Raw genomic sequence first — 15681 nt, forward strand, 5'->3', positions numbered from 1 at the left:
TGACGGCGCACCGTCAGGCGGCGCCTTCCACGAACACCCGGGCCCGGCGCGGCGTGACGACCAGCGTCTCGCCTTCCCGCAAACCCAGCTCCCTGAATTGTTGCGCAGGAATCTGCGCCTCGATGATGGGGTCGGCCACTGCCGAGCCAGCCGGTTGGTGGTCGTCCAGCGGAATAAGTTCCAGCCGGGCGATCGGGCCGATCACGATGGCGCGCTGCAGCTGCGCCACGATGCCGCGCGGGCGGCCCGCGGCATCAAGGCCCTGGCCGGGCGAGTAGCGCTTGACCTGGAGGTCGTGCGGGCGCACGTAGGCCGTGGCCTTGGCGTTGCGCGCGTCGGCGTGCTCCGGCGACGCCAGCTGCATGCCCTCCAGGTGCACCTCGCCCTGGTGGGCACGGCCATGGAACATGTTGACGTCGCCCAGGAAGCCGTAGACGAAGGGGCTGGCCGGGTGGTCCCACACCTGCTGGGGCGAGCCGACCTGCTCGACGCGGCCGGCGTTCATCAGCACCACCCGGTCGGCCACTTCCAGCGCCTCCTCCTGGTCGTGCGTGACGAAGATGCTGGTCACGTGCAGCTCGTCATGCAGGCGGCGCAGCCAGCGGCGCAGCTCCTTCCTCACCTTGGCGTCCAGCGCGCCGAAGGGCTCGTCCAGCAGCAGCACCTTGGGCTCCACCGCCAGGGCGCGGGCCAGCGCAATGCGCTGGCGCTGGCCGCCCGACAGCTGCGAGGGAAAGCGGTCGGCCAGCCAGTCCAGCTGCACCAGGTTCAGCAGGTCGTGCACCTTCTTGCTGATCTGCGCCTCGCTCGGGCGCTGGCCGCGCGGCTTGACGCGCAGGCCGAAGGCAACGTTCTCGAACACCGTCATGTGCCGGAACAGCGCGTAGTGCTGGAACACGAAGCCGACCTGGCGCTCGCGCACGTGCACGTCGGTCGTGTCCTCGCCCGCGAAGAAGATGCTGCCCTGGTCGGCCGTCTCCAGCCCGGCGATGATGCGCAGCAGCGTGGTCTTGCCGCAGCCCGAGGGGCCCAGCAGCGCGATCAGCTCGCCGGACTCGATGTCCAGCGACACGTCGCGCAGCGCGTGGAAGTCGCCGAAGCGCTTGCTGACGTCGCGGATTTCGATGCTCATGATGCTTCCTTCAGGGCCAGCGGCCGCTCCGGCGGCAGCTCCGCCGCGGCCTTCATCTCGCGCTCGTGCCTCCACTCCACCACGGTCTTGATGGCCAGGGTGACCAGGGCCAGCAGCGCCAGCAGCGAGGCGACCGCGAAGGCGGCCACCGACTGGTACTCGTTGTAGAGGATCTCCACGTGCAGCGGCATGGTGTTGGTCTGCCCGCGGATGTGGCCGGACACCACGGACACCGCGCCGAACTCGCCCATGGCCCGGGCGTTGCACAGGATCACGCCGTAGATCAGGCCCCACTTGATGTTGGGCAGGGTGACGTACCAGAAGGTCTGCCAGCCGCTGGCGCCCAGCACGATGGCGGCCTGCTCCTCCTCGTTGCCCTGGGCCTGCATCAGCGGGATCAGCTCGCGCGCGATGAAGGGAAAGGTCACGAAGATGGTGGCCAGCACGATGCCCGGCACGGCGAACACGACCTTGATGCCGTGCGACTCCAGCCAGGGCCCCAGCCAACCCTGGGCGCCGAACACCAGCACGTAGATCAGGCCGGCCACCACCGGCGACACCGAGAACGGCAGGTCCACCAAGGTTGTGAGGAAGGCCTTGCCGCGGAACTCGTACTTGGCGATGCACCAGGCCGCCGCCACGCCGAACACCAGGTTCAGCGGCACCGCGATTGCTGCGGTCAGCAGCGTGAGCTGGATGGCGGACCAGGCATCGGGCTCGCGCAGGCCCTCCAGGTAGGCGCCTAGACCCTTGCGCAGCGCCTCGGCGAACACCGCGGCCAGCGGCAGCACCAGGAACAGCAGCAAAAAGGCCAGCGCCACGCCGATCAGCGTCCGGCGCACCCAGGGCGCCTCGGTGGTGGCCACGCGCTTGGTGGTGAGGCTCGCCATGTCAGCTGGCCCCGGAGCGCTTGCGCTGCCAGCCCTGCAGCGCGTTGATCACCAGCAGCAGGAAGAAGGACGCGACCAGCATCACCACGGCCACCGCCGTGGCGCCGGCGTAGTCGTACTGCTCCAGCTTGCCGATGATGATCAGCGGCGTGATCTCCGACACCATGGGCATGTTGCCGGCGATGAAGATCACCGAGCCGTACTCGCCGATGGCGCGGGCGAAGGCCATGGCGAAGCCGGTGAGCAGCGCCGGCGCGATGGACGGGAAGATCACCCGGGCGAAGGTCTGCCAGCGCGTGGCGCCCAGCGACATGGCGGCCTCCTCCAGCTCGCGCTCGGTGTCCTCCAGCACGGGCTGCACCGTGCGCACCACGAACGGCAGGCCGATGAAGATCAGCGCGATCACCACGCCGTTGGGGTTAAAGGCCAGCTGGATGCCCAGCGGCTCCAGGTACTGGCCGATCCAGCCGTTGCCCGCCAGCAGCGCCGTCAGCGAGATGCCGGCCACGGCGGTGGGCAGGGCGAACGGCAGGTCCACCAGGGCGTCGACGATGCGCTTGCCCGGGAAGCTGTAGCGCACCAGCACCCAGGCCACCAGCAGGCCGAACGCCACGTTGACCAGGGCCGCGACGAAGGACGCGCCGAAGGTCAGGCGGTAGGAGGCCAGCACCCGCGGCGAGCTGATGGCCGCCCAGAACTGCTCCCAGCTGAGCGTGAAGGTCTTGAACACCAGGGCCGACAGCGGGATCAGCACGATCAGGCCCAGGTACAGCAGCGTGTAGCCCAGGGTGATGTTGAACCCGGGCAGCACCTTCTTGCTGGTTGAACGCGAGGAAGGCGCCGCCGCCGCCCCGGGCAGCGGCGCCGCGAGGGCGCCACTCATGGAAGCCTTACTTGACGGTATATATCTTGTCGAACTGCCCGCCGTCGTTGAAGTGCACCTTCTGCGCCTCCGACAGCGAGCCGAACAGCTCCTGCACGGTGAACAGCTTGACCGGCTTGAAGGTCTCGGCGTATTTCTTGAGGACGGCCGCATCGCGCGGGCGGATCGAGTGCTTGGCGGCGATCTCCTGGCCCTCGGGGGTGTAGAGGAAGTCCAGGTAGGCCTTGGCCAGGTCGGCCGTGCCCTTCTTGGCCACTGTGCGCTCCACCACCGCCACCGGGTTCTCGGCCACGATGCTGATGGACGGGTAGACCACGTCCACCCGGTTCGCGCCGAATTCGCGGTTCACCGACTCGACCTCGGACTCGAAGGTGATCAGCACGTCGCCGGTGTTGCGCTGCAGGAAGGCCGTGGTGGCGTCGCGGCCGCCGCGGGCCAGCACCGGCACGTTCTTGTACAGCTTGGACAGGAACTCCTGCGCCTGCGCGTCGCTGCCGCCGTTCTTCTTGACGTAGCCCCAGGCCGCCAGGTAGGCATAGCGGCCGTTGCCGCCGGTCTTGGGGTTGACCACCACGACCTTGACGTCGGGCCGGGTCAGGTCCTGCCAGTCCTTGATGTTCTTGGGGTTGCCGTTGCGCACCAGGAACAGCATGGTCGAGGTGGTGGGCGCCGCGTTGTGCGCAAAGCGCTTGGCCCAGTCCTTGGCCACCACGCCGCGCTCGGCCAGGAACTCCACGTCCGTGGTGGTGTTCATGGTCACCACGTCGGCGTCCAGGCCGTCGGCCACGGCGCGCGCCTGCGCGCTGGAGCCGCCGTGCGCCTGGTCGATCTTGACGTCCTTGCCGGTCTGCTTCTTGTAGTAGGGCACGAAGGCGGCGTTGATGTCCTTGTAGAACTCGCGCGCCACGTCGTACGAGACGTTCAGCAGGGTCTGCTGGGCCGAGGCCAGCGTGCTGGCGGCCAGCAGGACGCCGCCGACCAGGGATCTGAGCTTGAGGTTCATCTTCGGTGCTGTTCTTACTTGTTCGGCTGCGGGGTCATGCGCAGGTACGGCTTGACGGCGCGGAAGCCCTTGGGGAAGCGCTGGGCGATCTCGGCCGGGTCCTGCAGGCTGGGCACGATCACCACCTCGTCGCCGTCCTTCCAGTTGGCGGGCGTGGCCACCTTGTGGCTGTCGGTCAGCTGCAGCGAGTCGATCACGCGCAGGATCTCGTCGAAGTTGCGGCCGGTGCTGGCGGGGTAGGTCAGCGTGGCGCGGATCACCTTCTTCGGGTCGATGATGAACACGCTGCGCACCGTGGCGTTGGCCAGCGAGTTCGGATGGATCATGTCGTAGAGCTGGGCCACCTTCTTGTCCGCATCGGCCAGGATCGGAAAGTTCACCGTGGTGTTCTGCGTCTCGTTGATGTCCTTGACCCACTCGCGATGCTGGTTCACCGGGTCCACGCTCACGGCGATCGGCTTGACGCCGCGCCTGGCGAACTCGCCGTTCAGGGCCGCGGTCTTGCCCAGTTCGGTGGTGCACACCGGGGTGAAATCGGCCGGGTGCGAGAACAGCACCACCCAGGAATTGCCGGCCCACTGGTGGAAAGAGATCGGGCCTTCGGTGGAATCCTGCTGGAAGTCGGGGGCGGTATCGCCCAGACGCAACGTAGCCATATGCTGCCCTTTCGTATAACGAGACAGGGAATTTTGGTGCCGCGGTTATAAAAGTCCAACGACCTTTTCGTTGTTTGTTTATGCACCATGCGGCAGATGGACAGCGCTACAGCAGGGGGCGCAGCTCGCGCGCGGCATCGAACAGCAGGGGCAGCAGCTCGCGCTGGAAGGCGCCCTCGTCCAGCCGTTGCGGCGAGGTCACCACGTTGAGCGCCGCTACCGTGCGCCCGGCCATGTCGCGCAGGGGCACGGCCAGCGCATGCACCCCCAGCTCGTGCTCCTGGCTGGCGATGCAGAAGTCCTGCGCCCTCGCCTGCTCGATGAGCTGGCGGAAGCGGCGGGTGTCCACCGTGGTGTGCGGCGTCAGCCGCGCCAGCTCCCGGCCCTTCATCCAGGCGGCGAAGGCGCTTCGGTTCATGGCGGCCAGCAGCACCCGCCCGGTCGAGGTGGCGTGCGCGGGCAGCCGCGCACCCAGGTGCAGGCCGTAGGCCAGCATGCGGGTGGGCCCGCTGCGCGCCACGATCACCACCTGGTCCTGGTCCAGCACCACGGCCGAGAAGGACTCGCCGGTCTGGGCGGCCAGGCGGTTGAGCGTGGGCTGCAGCGCCCGCGGCAGCCGGGCCGAGGCCAGGTAGCTGCCGGAAAAGCGCAGCACCTTGGGCGAGAGCCAGAAGTAGCTGCCGTCCGTCTCCAGGTAGCCCAGGTGGGCCAGCGTCAGCAGGTGGCGGCGCGCCGCCGCGCGCGTGATGCCGGCGCGCTGGGCGGCCAGCGTGGCGTTGAGCCGCTGGCGCTCGGTGTCGAAGCTCTCCAGCACGGCCAGGCCCTTGGCCATGCCCTCGATGAAGTCGGCGCGGGCGATGCTCACAGGGGAATCGGCAGGTGCGCGGCGGTCGTGACGGGCCTCAGGGGCAGCTGCCGTAGGCGTAGTAGCCGGCCGAGGTACGCCGCACGCTGGTATAGGCCCCGGTCGAGTAGAAACCCAGGTACTGGTTGGAGTTCTTGGCGTAGACCTGGCCGTCGCCGCCGACGTAGGCGCGGCCGTAGTACACGTGCGAGTAGTTGCTGGCGTACCAGTCAGCGCAGGTGTAGGGGGCGGCCGCGTTGCCGCTGACCACGCGGTCGATCATGGTCTTGATGGCCACCATCTGCCCGCCGCTCTTGCCGGGGAAGTTGACGTCGTCGTAGCCCCACCAGTCCCAGCAGCCGTTCGGGTTGGCCACCGTCGCATGGGCTTGCGGGTACAGCACGACGATGTTGTTGGTGTCGGCCCATTTGTTGTAGCCGGTGCGCCTGTAGAACTGGTCGCCGATGGTGGTCACGTTCTGCCTGCAGCCATGGAAGGCGACATGCAGCCGGCAGGCCTGCCCGGCCGCGCAGGAGGCCGGCACATAGGCCCAGCCGTCGTTGGCCATTCCGTGGTTGGTCGGGTCGCCATTGCCCCAGTAGGCCCGCTGGTCGAAATTGACGAAGGCACCGCCAAGGGTGCCGGTGTTCTTCGCGTTGAGCGATCCGTAGATCCACTTCAGGATGCCGCCGGCGATGTCGAGGTTGCAGTCGTTGATGAACGGGCTGCCCTTGTAGCTGCAGGTGTTGCCGTAGTCATCGGTAGGCATCGCGTGCTCGGCGGCGATGTCGTTGCGGTAGTTGATGTTGGCGCTGTAGATGTAATTGAGGTACATCGACTTCAGGTCGTCCATGACGGGCTGCCTGACGGTCGAGTCGATGGTGCCGGAGAACAGGTAGACCTTGGACGTCGCCAGGTTGGAGGTCGGGTCGATGTAGCCGTTGCCCGACCAGGTGTTGACGACCGAGACGAGGTACGGCAGGTTGCGCGAGCCGGTGTCGGCCATGCAGGGCCCGGTGGCGATGTTGACGTTGCCTTGCGAGCAGTACACCGGGCCGCCGGCCACGATGCCGGCGCCCTTCTTCACCGTCCTGGAATAAGCGACGTGCATCTGGGCGGCCATGTAGCCGCCCGACGAGATGCCGGAGACCGACACCTGATCGAAGCTCACGTTGTACTTGGGCAGCACGACCGCAGCCGACGCCATGGCGCCGAAGGCGCAGCCCGCCAGAGCCAAGCCGGCCGCTGCCAGCGCGCGCATTGTTCCTTGCATATCCTGTCTCCTTGCTTGTGTTGTACGCGCCACCGGCGCGCCCGCAGAGCTTAGCGGAAGGGATGAAAGGAAGAGCTCGGCCACGGATGCTCACAGCGGCCCGATGCTGCGCGATGATCGCGCAGCGGGTTCCGTCATCGTACAGCCGGACCGCCTGGCCGCTGCGTTCCGGCGCGGCATTTCCTAAGCTGGCGCCCCAAGGAGACAACCCCCATGCGCACCCAGGTCGCCATCATCGGCGCCGGCCCCTCGGGCCTGCTGCTCGGCCAGCTGCTGCACCAGGCCGGCATCGCCAACGTGATCGTCGAGCGCCAGAGCGGCGCCTATGTGCTGGGGCGCATCCGCGCCGGCATCCTGGAACAGGTGACGGTGGACCTCATGGCCGAAGCCGGCGTGGGTGCGCGCGTGCAGCGGGAAGGCATTGCGCACCATTCCATCGAACTGGTGTTCCAGGGCACGCGCCATTCCATCGACGTGCATGGGCTGACGGGCGGCAAGCAGGTCACCGCCTACGGCCAGACCGAGCTGACGCACGACCTGATGGAGGCGCGCGCGGCGGCCGGGCTGGAGACGGTGTACGAGGCCGCCGACGTCGCCGTCCAGGGCTTCGACGGCGAGCGGCCGCAGGTGCGCTTCAAGGGCAAGGACGGCCGCGAACAGGTGCTCCAGTGCGATTTCATCGCCGGCTGCGACGGCTTCCACGGCGTGTGCCGCGCCAGCGTGCCGCGCCGCGCCCTCCGGGAGTACGAGAAGGTCTACCCCTTCGGCTGGCTGGGCGTGCTGGCCGACGTGCCGCCGGTCTCGCCCCATGCCATCGTCTACGGCAACAGCGAGCGCGGCTTCTCGCTGTGCTCCATGCGCAGCATGACACGCAGCCGCTACTACGTGCAGACCGCCATGGACGACAAGGTGGAGGCCTGGAGCGACCAGCGCTTCTGGGACGAGCTGCGCCGCCGCCTGGACCCGGAGCTGGCCGACCGGGTCGTCACCGGCCCCAGCATCGAGAAAAGCATCGCGCCCCTGCGCAGCTTCGTGGCCGAACCCATGCGCTTCGGCCGGCTGTTCCTGGCCGGGGACGCGGCCCACATCGTGCCGCCCACCGGCGCCAAGGGGCTGAACCTGGCCGCCAGCGACGTCAAGTACCTGTCTTCCGCCTTGATCGAGCATTACCGCGAGCACAGCGACGCCGGCCTGGACCAATACTCCGCCCGGGCGCTGGCGCGGGTGTGGAAGGCCGAGCGATTCAGCTGGTGGCTGACCTCGCTGATGCACCGCTTCCCCGACACCGGCGACTTCGGCCAGCGGCTGCAGGACGCCGAACTGGGCTACCTGGTGGGCTCGCGCGCCGCCGCCACCGCCCTGGCCGAGAATTACGTGGGCCTGCCGCTGTAGGAAGCGCTATCGCTCAGCGCGGCAGCGTCGGCAGGCCGCAATCGGGCGAAGGGTCGAGCAGCGGCTCGCCACAGGCCTGCGCCGCGCCGCCGCGCAGGCCGTACACCGTCTGGAACTGCGCATAGCAGGCCTGGCTTTGCCGGTAGGCCGCCCAGCGGGCGGCGCAGGCCTGTTCCTGCCTGTCACCCCCCGCCGCACGCGGCAGCGCCAGCGACGCCGGCGGAGCGCCCGAGACCGCCGCGCCGCGGACGGCGTCACGCCCGTCCTGAGATGGCGGCGCGCCGGGCTGGGCCTTCGCCGACGGAAGCAGCAGCATGCAAACGGCGATCAAGGACAGGCGGACGTGCAGCATGGAAACCTCGCACCGTCCAATCTAGCGCGGCCCCGCGCGCCTGTGGGCCGCGGGGACAGGCATCCATACCCGCCCTGCTCAGCCGCCGCGTCGGCGCGCGCTCTTGCGCGTGCGCTCCATGAAGCCCGGCGGCTTGGTGCGCACCCAGGCGATGAAGCGCGCCACCTCGGGGTGGCTGCGCAGCGCCTCGATGCTGTGGTAGTCGCGCGCCAGCTCGGCTTCACTCAACAGCGCATGGACCTGGCGGTGGCAGATGCGGTGCAGCACCTCGGTGTGCCGTCCGCCGTGCGAGCGCGGCAGCAGGTGGTGGGCGTCGCGTTGCGCCGGCGGGATGGGACGGCCGCACAGGGGGCACGCCGGGTCACCCACCGCGACGGGCGGCAGCGCGTCCAGGGTGGTGTCGCGTTGGCGGCGTTTGATGCGCCCGGTGGCCATGCGCCCAGTATGCGCGGCCCGGCGCGGAGCCGCGGCTCTGCTAGCCTCGCGCCATGAGCAGCACCGCCGCCCCCCAGCCGCTGCGCCATGTGCGCATCCTCAGCCTGGCGCTCAACCTGCCCGGTCCCGCCGCGCTCATGCGCTGCCACCGCCTGGGCGCCAGCTGCGCCAAGCTCGAGCCGCCCTCGGGCGATCCGATGGCCCGCTACGACGCCGCGGCTTATGCCGAACTGCACCAGGGCGTGCGCGTGGCCACGGCCGACCTCAAGACCGAGGCCGGGCACAAGATGCTGCACCGCGAGCTGGAGAAAGCCGACGTGCTGCTGACCTCGTTCCGCCCATCCGCGACCGAGAAGCTGGGCCTGGGGTGGAAGGCGCTGCATACCCGGTACCCGTCGCTGTGCCAGGTGGCCATCGTCGGCGCGCCGGGCGCGGGCGCCGAGGAGCCCGGCCACGATCTGACCTACCTGGCCGGCCACGGGCTGGTCACCGGCCTGGAGCTGCCGGCCACGCTGTACGCGGACATGGGCGGCTCGCTCATGGCCACCGAGGCCGTGCTGCAGGCCGCGCTGCTGCAGGCCGAGCGCTACACCGGCTCGGGCGACGTGCACCCGATCGGCCGGTATTTCGAGGTTGCGCTGTCGGAGGCGGCCGCCTGGCTGGCCCTGCCGCGCCGCTGGGGCATGACGCTGCCGCAGGGTGCAGTGGGCGGCGCGCACGCCGGCTACCGCGTCTATGCCTGCCGGGACGGGCGGGTGGCGGTGGCGGCGCTGGAGCCGCACTTCGCGGCGGCGCTGTGCGCCGCGGCTGGCGTGGCGGACGCCGGCGCGAACTCGCTGGCGTTGCCGGCCACGCACCAGGCGATCGCCGCCTTTTTTTCCTGCCACACGCGGGCCGAGCTGGACCGGCTGGCGGGCGAAAAGGACATTCCGCTGCACACGCTGGCCCCCTGAGCGGCCGGCCGCCACCCGCGCGGGGCGGGCGAGGCAGCTTCAGCGGCCCAGGAAGCGGCCGAGCGGCCCCTGCTCCGTCGCGGGCCGCGTGACCGGCCGGTCCAGGAACGAGGGCGCGGCGGCGGGGCTGGATGCCGCAGGACGCACCGCGGCCGGTGCAGCGCCTGCCGGCGCCGGCTGCGGCTGCGCCGGCCGCAACGGGGCCGGTTGCGACGGGACCACGGTGCTCGGGCGCGCAACGATAGGCCGCGGCTGGGCCTGGGCGGCTATCGGCGCTGCCGCCACGACGCTGTCGGGCACGGTCATGGCGATGGTCTTGCCGGCCAGCTCCATCAGCATCTTCTCCGCCGCATCGCCGGTCATGGCGTACGGGTTGAACGTGCTGTGCGGCGAGTACTTCAGGAACACCGCGCGGTTCTCGGCGGCCGGCGCGGCAAAGCCCATGGACCAGCCCGCCCATTGGCGCTCGGCGATCTCCTGGTACTTGAGCATGGTCACCGTGTGGTGCCGGTCGTCGCGCAGCAGCTTGGCGTACAGCGCGTTGACCTCGTCGCGGGCACCCTCCAGTGCCTGCAGCGCGATCCTGCTGTTGAAGGCCAGGATGCCCGTCAGGTCGCGCCGGTAGTTGTTGGCCTGCGACTGCTGCAGGATGCGCTTGAGTTCGTTGAGGTCCACGCCCTCTCGGACGGTGCTGGCATAGATCAGCCGGATCATCATGGAAAGCTCCTCAGAAGGCGGGTTGGAGAACGGGGTGTGCGCCGGACAGCAGGCCATGCAGCTCGGCCAGGTGTTTGCGTCCGACCGGGCCGAGCTGCGCGACGCGTGCCTCGTAGCCGCCCAGCTGGGTGCGAAGCTCGGCCAGGGAGGTCACGCCTTCCAGCGCGAACAGCAGCTGAAGCGCGTCGCCGGGAAGGTGGGCCATCGCGAATTCGCTGATCACTGCGAGCGCATCCGGAAGCTCCGCTCCGGCGAACCGCGGCGGCGCCGCCGGAACGGTACCGGCCGGCACCAAGGTAGGGGCTGCGGCCGCGCGTCTGGGCACGGCAGGGACGTTCGCAGGAGCCGTCCCACCTTCGCCCAAGACCACATAGCCGGCCTTCATTAGCGCGTCCAGCATCGAATGCACCTCGGCGGGGGACCAGCTGCCGGCGCCATACTGACGCGGGTCGGCCCGGCCGTCGATGGCTGCCAGCAGGGCCCGAAGCCTGGGCGGCAGGAACACGCGGGGGTTGTGCACCGCCGCCGTTCCTGCCTCTGTCCGGATATAGCTCGCCATCGCTGCCTTTCTGTGCCGGCGGTAGAGCCGACGTAAACAGATGTATCTGGACGTGACTATTCCAAACAAAACCAATTGGTCTTGTAGGACAACGCGCCGTTCAGCAATGAACTGTGCAGTTTTACCGGTTTAGCGGGTCAGCGCGCTTTGCGGCTGCGGGCGGCGCCCGTGACGCGTGGCGGCAGGCCCGTGTGCTGCGTGAGCACGCGGCCCGGCGCAGCCTTCACCCCCGCCGGCTTGGCTGGCGTGGAGTTCTTGCGCCGTGCACCCTGGTAGGCGCCGTCGGTGACCGGCTGGAAGCTGGGGATCAGGTGGTGCTTGCCGTTGCCGATCAGGTCGGCCCGGCCCAGGGCCTTGAGCGCTTCGCGCAGCAGCGGCCAGTTGTTCGGGTCGTGCCAGCGCAGGAAGGCCTTGTGCAGGCGGCGGCGCTTCTCGCCGCGCACGATGTCCACCGTGTCCTCTTCCGCGGCGGCGCGGCGCACCTTGCGCAGCGTGTTGCGGCCCGAGTGGTACATGGCGGTGGCCGTGGCCATGGGGCTGGGGTAGAAGGTCTGCACCTGGTCCGCGCGGAAGCCATTGCGCTTGAGCCAGAGCGCCAGGTTCATCATGTCCTCGTCGCTGGTGCCCGGGTGCGCCGCGATGAAGTACGGGATCAGGTACTGCTTCTTGCCCGCCTCGGCCGAGTACCTCTCGAACATCTGCTTGAAGCGGTCGTAGCTGCCGATGCCCGGCTTCATCATCTTGGACAGCGGGCCGCCCTCGGTGTGCTCGGGCGCGATCTTGAGGTAGCCGCCCACGTGGTGCTGCACCAGCTCCTTGACGTACTCGGGCGACTGCACGGCCAGGTCGTAGCGCAGGCCCGAGCCGATCAGGATCTTCTTGATGCCCTTGAGCGAACGCGCCCGCCGGTACATCCTGATGAGATGCCCGTGGTCGGTGTTCAGGTTGGAGCAGATGCCCGGGTAGACGCAGCTGGGCTTGCGGCAGGCCGCCTCGATCTCGGGCGACCTGCAGCCGATGCGGTACATGTTGGCCGTCGGTCCGCCCAGGTCGGAGATGACGCCGGTGAAGGCCGGGATCTTGTCGCGGATCTCCTCGATCTCGCGGATGACCGAGTCCTCGCTGCGGCTCTGGATGATGCGGCCTTCATGTTCCGTGATGGAGCAGAAGGTGCAGCCGCCGAAGCAGCCGCGCATGATGTTCACCGAAAAGCGGATCATCTCCCAGGCCGGGATCTTGGTCGCGCCCTCGTGGCTGCCGTGCTCGTCGGCGTAGCGCGGGTGCGGGCTGCGCGCGTAAGGCAGGCCGAACACGTGGTCCATCTCGGCCGTGGTCAGCGGGATGGGCGGGGCATTGACCCAGACGTCGCGGTCGCCGTGCGCCTGCACCAGCACCCGCGCATTGCCGGGGTTGGTCTCCAGGTGCAGCACGCGGTTGGCATGGGCGTACAGCACCGGGTCGCTCCTGACCTGCTCGTACGAGGGCAGGCGGATGACGGTGCGGTCGCGGTTGAGCCTGACGCGCGGGTTGGGCACGAAGGTCAGGGGCTGGATCGTCGTGGCCTCGGCGCTCCCATCTTCTTTAGCACAGCTCTCCCCCTGCGCCTTGGCCTGGTCCGAGATGGTCAGGTAGGGGTTGAGGTGGTCCTCGACGCGGCCCGGCTGGTCCACCTCGGTCGAGTCGATCTCCATCCATCCTTGCGGCGTGCTGCGCCGGATGAAGGCCGTGCCGCGCACGTCGGTGATGGCTTCCACCGGCTCCCTGGATGCCAGCCGGTGCGCGATCTCGACGATGGCGCGCTCGGCATTGCCGTACAGCAGCAGGTCGCACTTGGCATCCACCAGGATGGAGCGGCGCACCTTGTCCTGCCAGTAGTCATAGTGGGCGATGCGGCGCAGGCTGCCCTCGATGCCGCCCATGACGATGGGCACCTCGCCGTAGGCCTCGCGGCAGCGCTGCGAGTACACCAGCGACGCCCGGTCCGGCCGCTTGCCGCCCACGTCGCCGGGCGTGTAGGCATCGTCGCTGCGGATCTTCCGGTCGGCTGTGTACCGGTTGATCATGGAATCCATGTTGCCGGCGGTCACGCCGAAGAACAGGTTGGGCTTGCCCAGCGCCTTGAATGGCTCGGGCGACTGCCAGTCGGGCTGGGCGATGATGCCTACCCGGAAGCCCTGCGCCTCCAGCACGCGGCCGATCACCGCCATGCCGAAGCTGGGATGGTCCACGTAGGCGTCGCCGGTGACGATGACGATGTCGCAGCTGTCCCAGCCGAGCTGGTCCATCTCGGCCCGGCTCATCGGCAGGAACGGCGCCGTGCCGAAGCGCGCGGCCCAGTACCGCCGGTAGCTGGTGATCGGCTTGGCGGCGCGCGCGAACAGCGAAACGTCGGCGGGGGCGTTCATGCGGAAAGGGGTGGGGGTCGCGCCCGTGGGCGCGCGGTGCGGGGAAGGCCGCCATTGTAGGTGGCGCGGCCCGCGCCGGCCACCCTCGTGGTTATTCGGCGGCGCACTGCGCGCGCACGTTCTCCACCAGGGGCAGCACCATCTCGGCGCTGGGATGCCGCGCCATCAACGCCAGGCACAGCATGGAGAGGAACAGCTGCGCCTTGTCGGGCCCCACCTCGGCAAGGGCTTCACGCACGGCGGCATAGCTGCGGTCCAGGTCGGCATCGGTCATGCCCCTATCCTAGGGTCGGCCGAGCCTGCGTTGGTGACAAGGCGTCACCGCTGTCGTGTGGGCGGCGGGTTGCCGCGCGCGGCCTCCAGCTCCCAGGGGCTGTTTTCGACGTTGGGACCCTCCGGGTAGGCCTGCGGGCCCTTGGCGATGCCCGGATCGGCCGGCGCGCCGGCCACGCCGGCCGGCATGTCGGGCGCCGCCTGCTCGAGCAGGTCGTCGTCCGGCGAGGTCGCCAGGGTGCCCGAGCCCTTCTCGCCCAGGGTCTTGTTGCGCGGATCGCCGTCGTGGTTCTCGTTGCCGGCGCCGCGGCCGGGTCCGGCACCGATGCTGGTGTTGCTCATTGCTGTGTCCTCGCTGTGTCTGCGGGCTCCACCTTAGACCGGCCTGCCACGACCGGCGCAGGCCCCGGCCCCATGGCGCTGTAGGCATCCGGCCAACGCGAAGCCTCGACAAGGCCGTCCTACGCCGGACGGCTAGGCTTGCCGACACCGCCCCGCCCCGGCGCGCCTAGGGTGGAAGCATGAACGAAGCACACGAGATTCCACAACACCTGCTGGGCGGCCAGCAGGTGGCCATCTTGGCCCTGGACGGGGTCGAGCAATCCGAACTGGCCCAGCCGCGCGCGGCGCTGCAGGAGATGGGCGTGATCACGCGGCTGCTGTCCGCCCGCCGCGGCAGCGTGCAAGGGGTGGAGCACGGCCGGCCGGCCGACACCTTCGCGGTAGACATGACCTTCGACAAGGCCGATGCGTTCGCCTTCGACGGCGTGCTGCTGCCCGGCGGCGAGAAGAACGCTGCGGCCTTGCGCCACCACCCGCAGGCCCAGGCGTTCGTACGGGCCATGGACGAGCAGGGCAAGCCCCTGGCCGTGATCTGCCACGGGCCCTGGCTGCTGGCCTCGGCCGGGCTGGTGCAGGGCCGCCGCATGACCAGCTACCCCGCCCTGGCCGACGAATTGCGCCAGGCTGGCGCCCGCTGGGAGGACGCGCCCGCCGTGCGCGACGGCCACTGGATCTCCAGCCGCACGCCGCAAGACCTGGACGCCTTCATCCAGGGCTTCAAGGAGCTGCTGGCTGAGCGCATGAAGCGCAGCGTGGCCGGCACCGCCGACGACACGCTCACCGCCGTGGGCATCGACGGCTGAGGCGGCGGGCGCCAACGCCGCCACAATGCGGGCATGACCACCGCCGCCGGCGAGACCTCCCCAGCCGACCTGCTGCGGTTCTGGCGCGAAGCCGGGCCGCAGCGCTGGTTCCGCAAGGACCCGGCGTTCGACGAACGCTTTCGCACGCGCTTCCTGCCCGCGCACGAGGCGGCGGCACGGGGCGCGCTGCAAGGCTGGGCCGACACGGCCGACGGCGCCCTGGCGCTGCTGCTCCTGCTGGACCAGTTCCCGCGCAACGCCTTCCGCGGCTGCGCACGCGCCTATGCCACCGATGCCGCGGCGCGCGAGATCGCCCACGGTGCGCTCGAGCGCGGGTTCGATGCGCAGGTCGAGGCGCCCCTGCGCAACTTCTTCTACCTGCCGCTGATGCACTCGGAGCGGCTGGCCGACCAGGTGCTGGCGGTGGACAAGACCCGCGCGCTGGGCGAGGAGCCGCTGCGCCATGCACGCATCCACCACGACATCATCGAGCGCTTCGGCCGCTTTCCGCACCGCAATGCGGTTCTGGGTCGGGCCACCACGCCCGAGGAGCAGGCGTTCCTGGACGGCGGCGGCTTCGCCGGCTGATCACGCGCCGGCCACGCGCAGGGCGAGGACCAGCCCTTGCGCCAGATGGCCGGCACGGCAGGCCGGCACCACGGTCCCGGCGGTCGCGACGGCCTGCATGGCCAGCGTCACCAGGAGCACCACGAGCATCATCGTGAGGTGGAAGTACATGCGCGCCTAGGCTAGGACCGGGAGGCCGGCG

General features: G+C 69.6%; 19 protein-coding genes. 4 read left to right on the forward strand and 15 right to left on the reverse strand.

Annotated elements, in window-relative coordinates; genetic code table 11:
- Positions 1-13: 13 nt before the first annotated feature.
- The 7 genes from RTA_RS10490 to RTA_RS10520 form a co-directional block, all read right to left on the reverse strand.
- Entirely contained in the window at positions 14-1132 is a 1119-nt protein-coding gene (locus RTA_RS10490) for a sulfate/molybdate ABC transporter ATP-binding protein (protein ID WP_013901373.1), read from the reverse strand.
- Entirely contained in the window at positions 1129-2022 is an 894-nt protein-coding gene (cysW, locus tag RTA_RS10495; RefSeq protein ID WP_013901374.1) for a sulfate ABC transporter permease subunit CysW, read from the reverse strand. Before cysW ends, RTA_RS10490 begins: the two co-directional genes overlap by 4 nt.
- Before the next feature lies 1 nt (position 2023).
- The gene (gene cysT / locus RTA_RS10500) at positions 2024-2905 is read right to left on the reverse strand and encodes a sulfate ABC transporter permease subunit CysT (RefSeq protein ID WP_013901375.1); all 882 of its coding nucleotides are present in this window, start codon (positions 2903-2905) and stop codon (positions 2024-2026) included.
- Positions 2906-2912: 7 nt separating this feature from the next.
- Positions 2913-3908 (reverse strand): sulfate ABC transporter substrate-binding protein, encoded by a 996-nt coding sequence (locus tag RTA_RS10505; RefSeq protein ID WP_013901376.1) that lies wholly within the window; start codon positions 3906-3908, stop codon positions 2913-2915.
- 14 nt (positions 3909-3922) lie between these two features.
- Positions 3923-4564 (reverse strand): peroxiredoxin, encoded by a 642-nt coding sequence (locus RTA_RS10510; protein WP_013901377.1) that lies wholly within the window; start codon positions 4562-4564, stop codon positions 3923-3925.
- Between the two features lie 106 nt (positions 4565-4670).
- Positions 4671-5429: an IclR family transcriptional regulator domain-containing protein gene (locus tag RTA_RS10515; RefSeq protein ID WP_013901378.1), complete on the reverse strand. Its 759-nt coding sequence runs from the start codon at positions 5427-5429 to the stop codon at positions 4671-4673.
- Between the two features lie 37 nt (positions 5430-5466).
- A complete protein-coding gene (locus tag RTA_RS10520) occupies positions 5467-6681 on the reverse strand; it encodes an extracellular catalytic domain type 2 short-chain-length polyhydroxyalkanoate depolymerase (protein ID WP_013901379.1) in 1215 nt (404 codons plus the stop codon).
- A gap of 213 nt (positions 6682-6894) precedes the next feature.
- Between RTA_RS10520 and pobA the strand changes: the two genes are divergently transcribed.
- Complete coding sequence (gene pobA / locus RTA_RS10525) at positions 6895-8073, forward strand: 4-hydroxybenzoate 3-monooxygenase (RefSeq protein ID WP_013901380.1); 1179 nt, start codon at positions 6895-6897, stop codon at positions 8071-8073.
- 13 nt (positions 8074-8086) lie between these two features.
- On the opposite strand, the gene RTA_RS10530 is transcribed toward pobA, so the two are convergent.
- Both RTA_RS10530 and RTA_RS10535 read right to left on the reverse strand, forming a co-directional pair.
- Complete coding sequence (locus tag RTA_RS10530; RefSeq protein WP_013901381.1) at positions 8087-8425, reverse strand: hypothetical protein; 339 nt, start codon at positions 8423-8425, stop codon at positions 8087-8089.
- Positions 8426-8503: 78 nt separating this feature from the next.
- Positions 8504-8860 carry an HNH endonuclease gene (locus tag RTA_RS10535; protein WP_013901382.1) on the reverse strand — a complete coding sequence of 119 codons (357 nt, stop codon included), beginning with the start codon at positions 8858-8860 and terminating at the stop codon, positions 8504-8506.
- Between the two features lie 53 nt (positions 8861-8913).
- Between RTA_RS10535 and RTA_RS10540 the strand changes: the two genes are divergently transcribed.
- Positions 8914-9813 (forward strand): CoA transferase, encoded by a 900-nt coding sequence (locus tag RTA_RS10540; protein ID WP_013901383.1) that lies wholly within the window; start codon positions 8914-8916, stop codon positions 9811-9813.
- 39 nt (positions 9814-9852) lie between these two features.
- Here the strand turns inward: RTA_RS10540 and RTA_RS19755 are convergent, their stop codons facing one another.
- From RTA_RS19755 to RTA_RS10565, 5 genes are all read right to left on the reverse strand, one after another.
- A complete protein-coding gene (locus tag RTA_RS19755; RefSeq protein WP_013901384.1) occupies positions 9853-10530 on the reverse strand; it encodes a BLUF domain-containing protein in 678 nt (225 codons plus the stop codon).
- A 10-nt stretch (positions 10531-10540) separates the two neighbouring features.
- Positions 10541-11089 carry a hypothetical protein gene (locus RTA_RS20220; protein WP_081466260.1) on the reverse strand — a complete coding sequence of 183 codons (549 nt, stop codon included), beginning with the start codon at positions 11087-11089 and terminating at the stop codon, positions 10541-10543.
- A gap of 137 nt (positions 11090-11226) precedes the next feature.
- Complete coding sequence (locus RTA_RS10555) at positions 11227-13494, reverse strand: YgiQ family radical SAM protein (protein WP_013901386.1); 2268 nt, start codon at positions 13492-13494, stop codon at positions 11227-11229.
- A 91-nt stretch (positions 13495-13585) separates the two neighbouring features.
- Positions 13586-13768, reverse strand: a complete 183-nt coding sequence (locus tag RTA_RS10560; RefSeq protein ID WP_013901387.1) for a hypothetical protein — start codon at positions 13766-13768, stop codon at positions 13586-13588.
- 44 nt (positions 13769-13812) lie between these two features.
- A complete protein-coding gene (locus tag RTA_RS10565) occupies positions 13813-14109 on the reverse strand; it encodes a hypothetical protein (RefSeq protein ID WP_013901388.1) in 297 nt (98 codons plus the stop codon).
- 179 nt (positions 14110-14288) lie between these two features.
- Here RTA_RS10565 and RTA_RS10570 point away from each other — a divergent pair, with 179 nt between their 5' ends.
- Together RTA_RS10570 and RTA_RS10575 are read left to right on the forward strand one after the other, a co-directional pair.
- Positions 14289-14912, forward strand: a complete 624-nt coding sequence (locus RTA_RS10570) for a type 1 glutamine amidotransferase domain-containing protein (RefSeq protein ID WP_013901389.1) — start codon at positions 14289-14291, stop codon at positions 14910-14912.
- 33 nt (positions 14913-14945) lie between these two features.
- Positions 14946-15500 carry a DUF924 family protein gene (locus RTA_RS10575; protein WP_013901390.1) on the forward strand — a complete coding sequence of 185 codons (555 nt, stop codon included), beginning with the start codon at positions 14946-14948 and terminating at the stop codon, positions 15498-15500.
- Here RTA_RS10575 and RTA_RS20970 read toward each other — a convergent pair whose 3' ends face one another.
- A complete protein-coding gene (locus RTA_RS20970; RefSeq protein WP_013901391.1) occupies positions 15501-15650 on the reverse strand; it encodes a hypothetical protein in 150 nt (49 codons plus the stop codon).
- Positions 15651-15681: the final 31 nt, after the last annotated feature.

The sequence above is a fragment of the Ramlibacter tataouinensis TTB310 genome, from assembly GCF_000215705.1.
Classification (GTDB): Bacteria; Pseudomonadota; Gammaproteobacteria; order Burkholderiales; family Burkholderiaceae_C; genus Ramlibacter; species Ramlibacter tataouinensis.

What these genes read in the sequence shown, in the direction of transcription:
- cysW (WP_013901374.1), bottom strand. Translation starts at nt 2,022, where the DNA reads ATGGCGAGCCTCACCACCAAGCGCGTGGCCACCACCGAGGCGCCCTGG.
- RTA_RS10575 (WP_013901390.1), top strand. Translation starts at nt 14,946, where the DNA reads ATGACCACCGCCGCCGGCGAGACCTCCCCAGCCGACCTGCTGCGGTTC.
- RTA_RS10555 (WP_013901386.1), bottom strand. Translation starts at nt 13,494, where the DNA reads ATGAACGCCCCCGCCGACGTTTCGCTGTTCGCGCGCGCCGCCAAGCCG.
- pobA (WP_013901380.1), top strand. Translation starts at nt 6,895, where the DNA reads ATGCGCACCCAGGTCGCCATCATCGGCGCCGGCCCCTCGGGCCTGCTG.
- RTA_RS10490 (WP_013901373.1), bottom strand. Translation starts at nt 1,132, where the DNA reads ATGAGCATCGAAATCCGCGACGTCAGCAAGCGCTTCGGCGACTTCCAC.
- RTA_RS19755 (WP_013901384.1), bottom strand. Translation starts at nt 10,530, where the DNA reads ATGATGATCCGGCTGATCTATGCCAGCACCGTCCGAGAGGGCGTGGAC.
- RTA_RS10530 (WP_013901381.1), bottom strand. Translation starts at nt 8,425, where the DNA reads ATGCTGCACGTCCGCCTGTCCTTGATCGCCGTTTGCATGCTGCTGCTT.
- RTA_RS20970 (WP_013901391.1), bottom strand. Translation starts at nt 15,650, where the DNA reads ATGTACTTCCACCTCACGATGATGCTCGTGGTGCTCCTGGTGACGCTG.
- RTA_RS10540 (WP_013901383.1), top strand. Translation starts at nt 8,914, where the DNA reads ATGAGCAGCACCGCCGCCCCCCAGCCGCTGCGCCATGTGCGCATCCTC.
- RTA_RS10505 (WP_013901376.1), bottom strand. Translation starts at nt 3,908, where the DNA reads ATGAACCTCAAGCTCAGATCCCTGGTCGGCGGCGTCCTGCTGGCCGCC.
- RTA_RS10565 (WP_013901388.1), bottom strand. Translation starts at nt 14,109, where the DNA reads ATGAGCAACACCAGCATCGGTGCCGGACCCGGCCGCGGCGCCGGCAAC.
- cysT (WP_013901375.1), bottom strand. Translation starts at nt 2,905, where the DNA reads ATGAGTGGCGCCCTCGCGGCGCCGCTGCCCGGGGCGGCGGCGGCGCCT.
- RTA_RS10520 (WP_013901379.1), bottom strand. Translation starts at nt 6,681, where the DNA reads ATGCAAGGAACAATGCGCGCGCTGGCAGCGGCCGGCTTGGCTCTGGCG.
- RTA_RS10535 (WP_013901382.1), bottom strand. Translation starts at nt 8,860, where the DNA reads ATGGCCACCGGGCGCATCAAACGCCGCCAACGCGACACCACCCTGGAC.
- RTA_RS10570 (WP_013901389.1), top strand. Translation starts at nt 14,289, where the DNA reads ATGAACGAAGCACACGAGATTCCACAACACCTGCTGGGCGGCCAGCAG.
- RTA_RS20220 (WP_081466260.1), bottom strand. Translation starts at nt 11,089, where the DNA reads ATGGCGAGCTATATCCGGACAGAGGCAGGAACGGCGGCGGTGCACAAC.
- RTA_RS10560 (WP_013901387.1), bottom strand. Translation starts at nt 13,768, where the DNA reads ATGACCGATGCCGACCTGGACCGCAGCTATGCCGCCGTGCGTGAAGCC.
- RTA_RS10510 (WP_013901377.1), bottom strand. Translation starts at nt 4,564, where the DNA reads ATGGCTACGTTGCGTCTGGGCGATACCGCCCCCGACTTCCAGCAGGAT.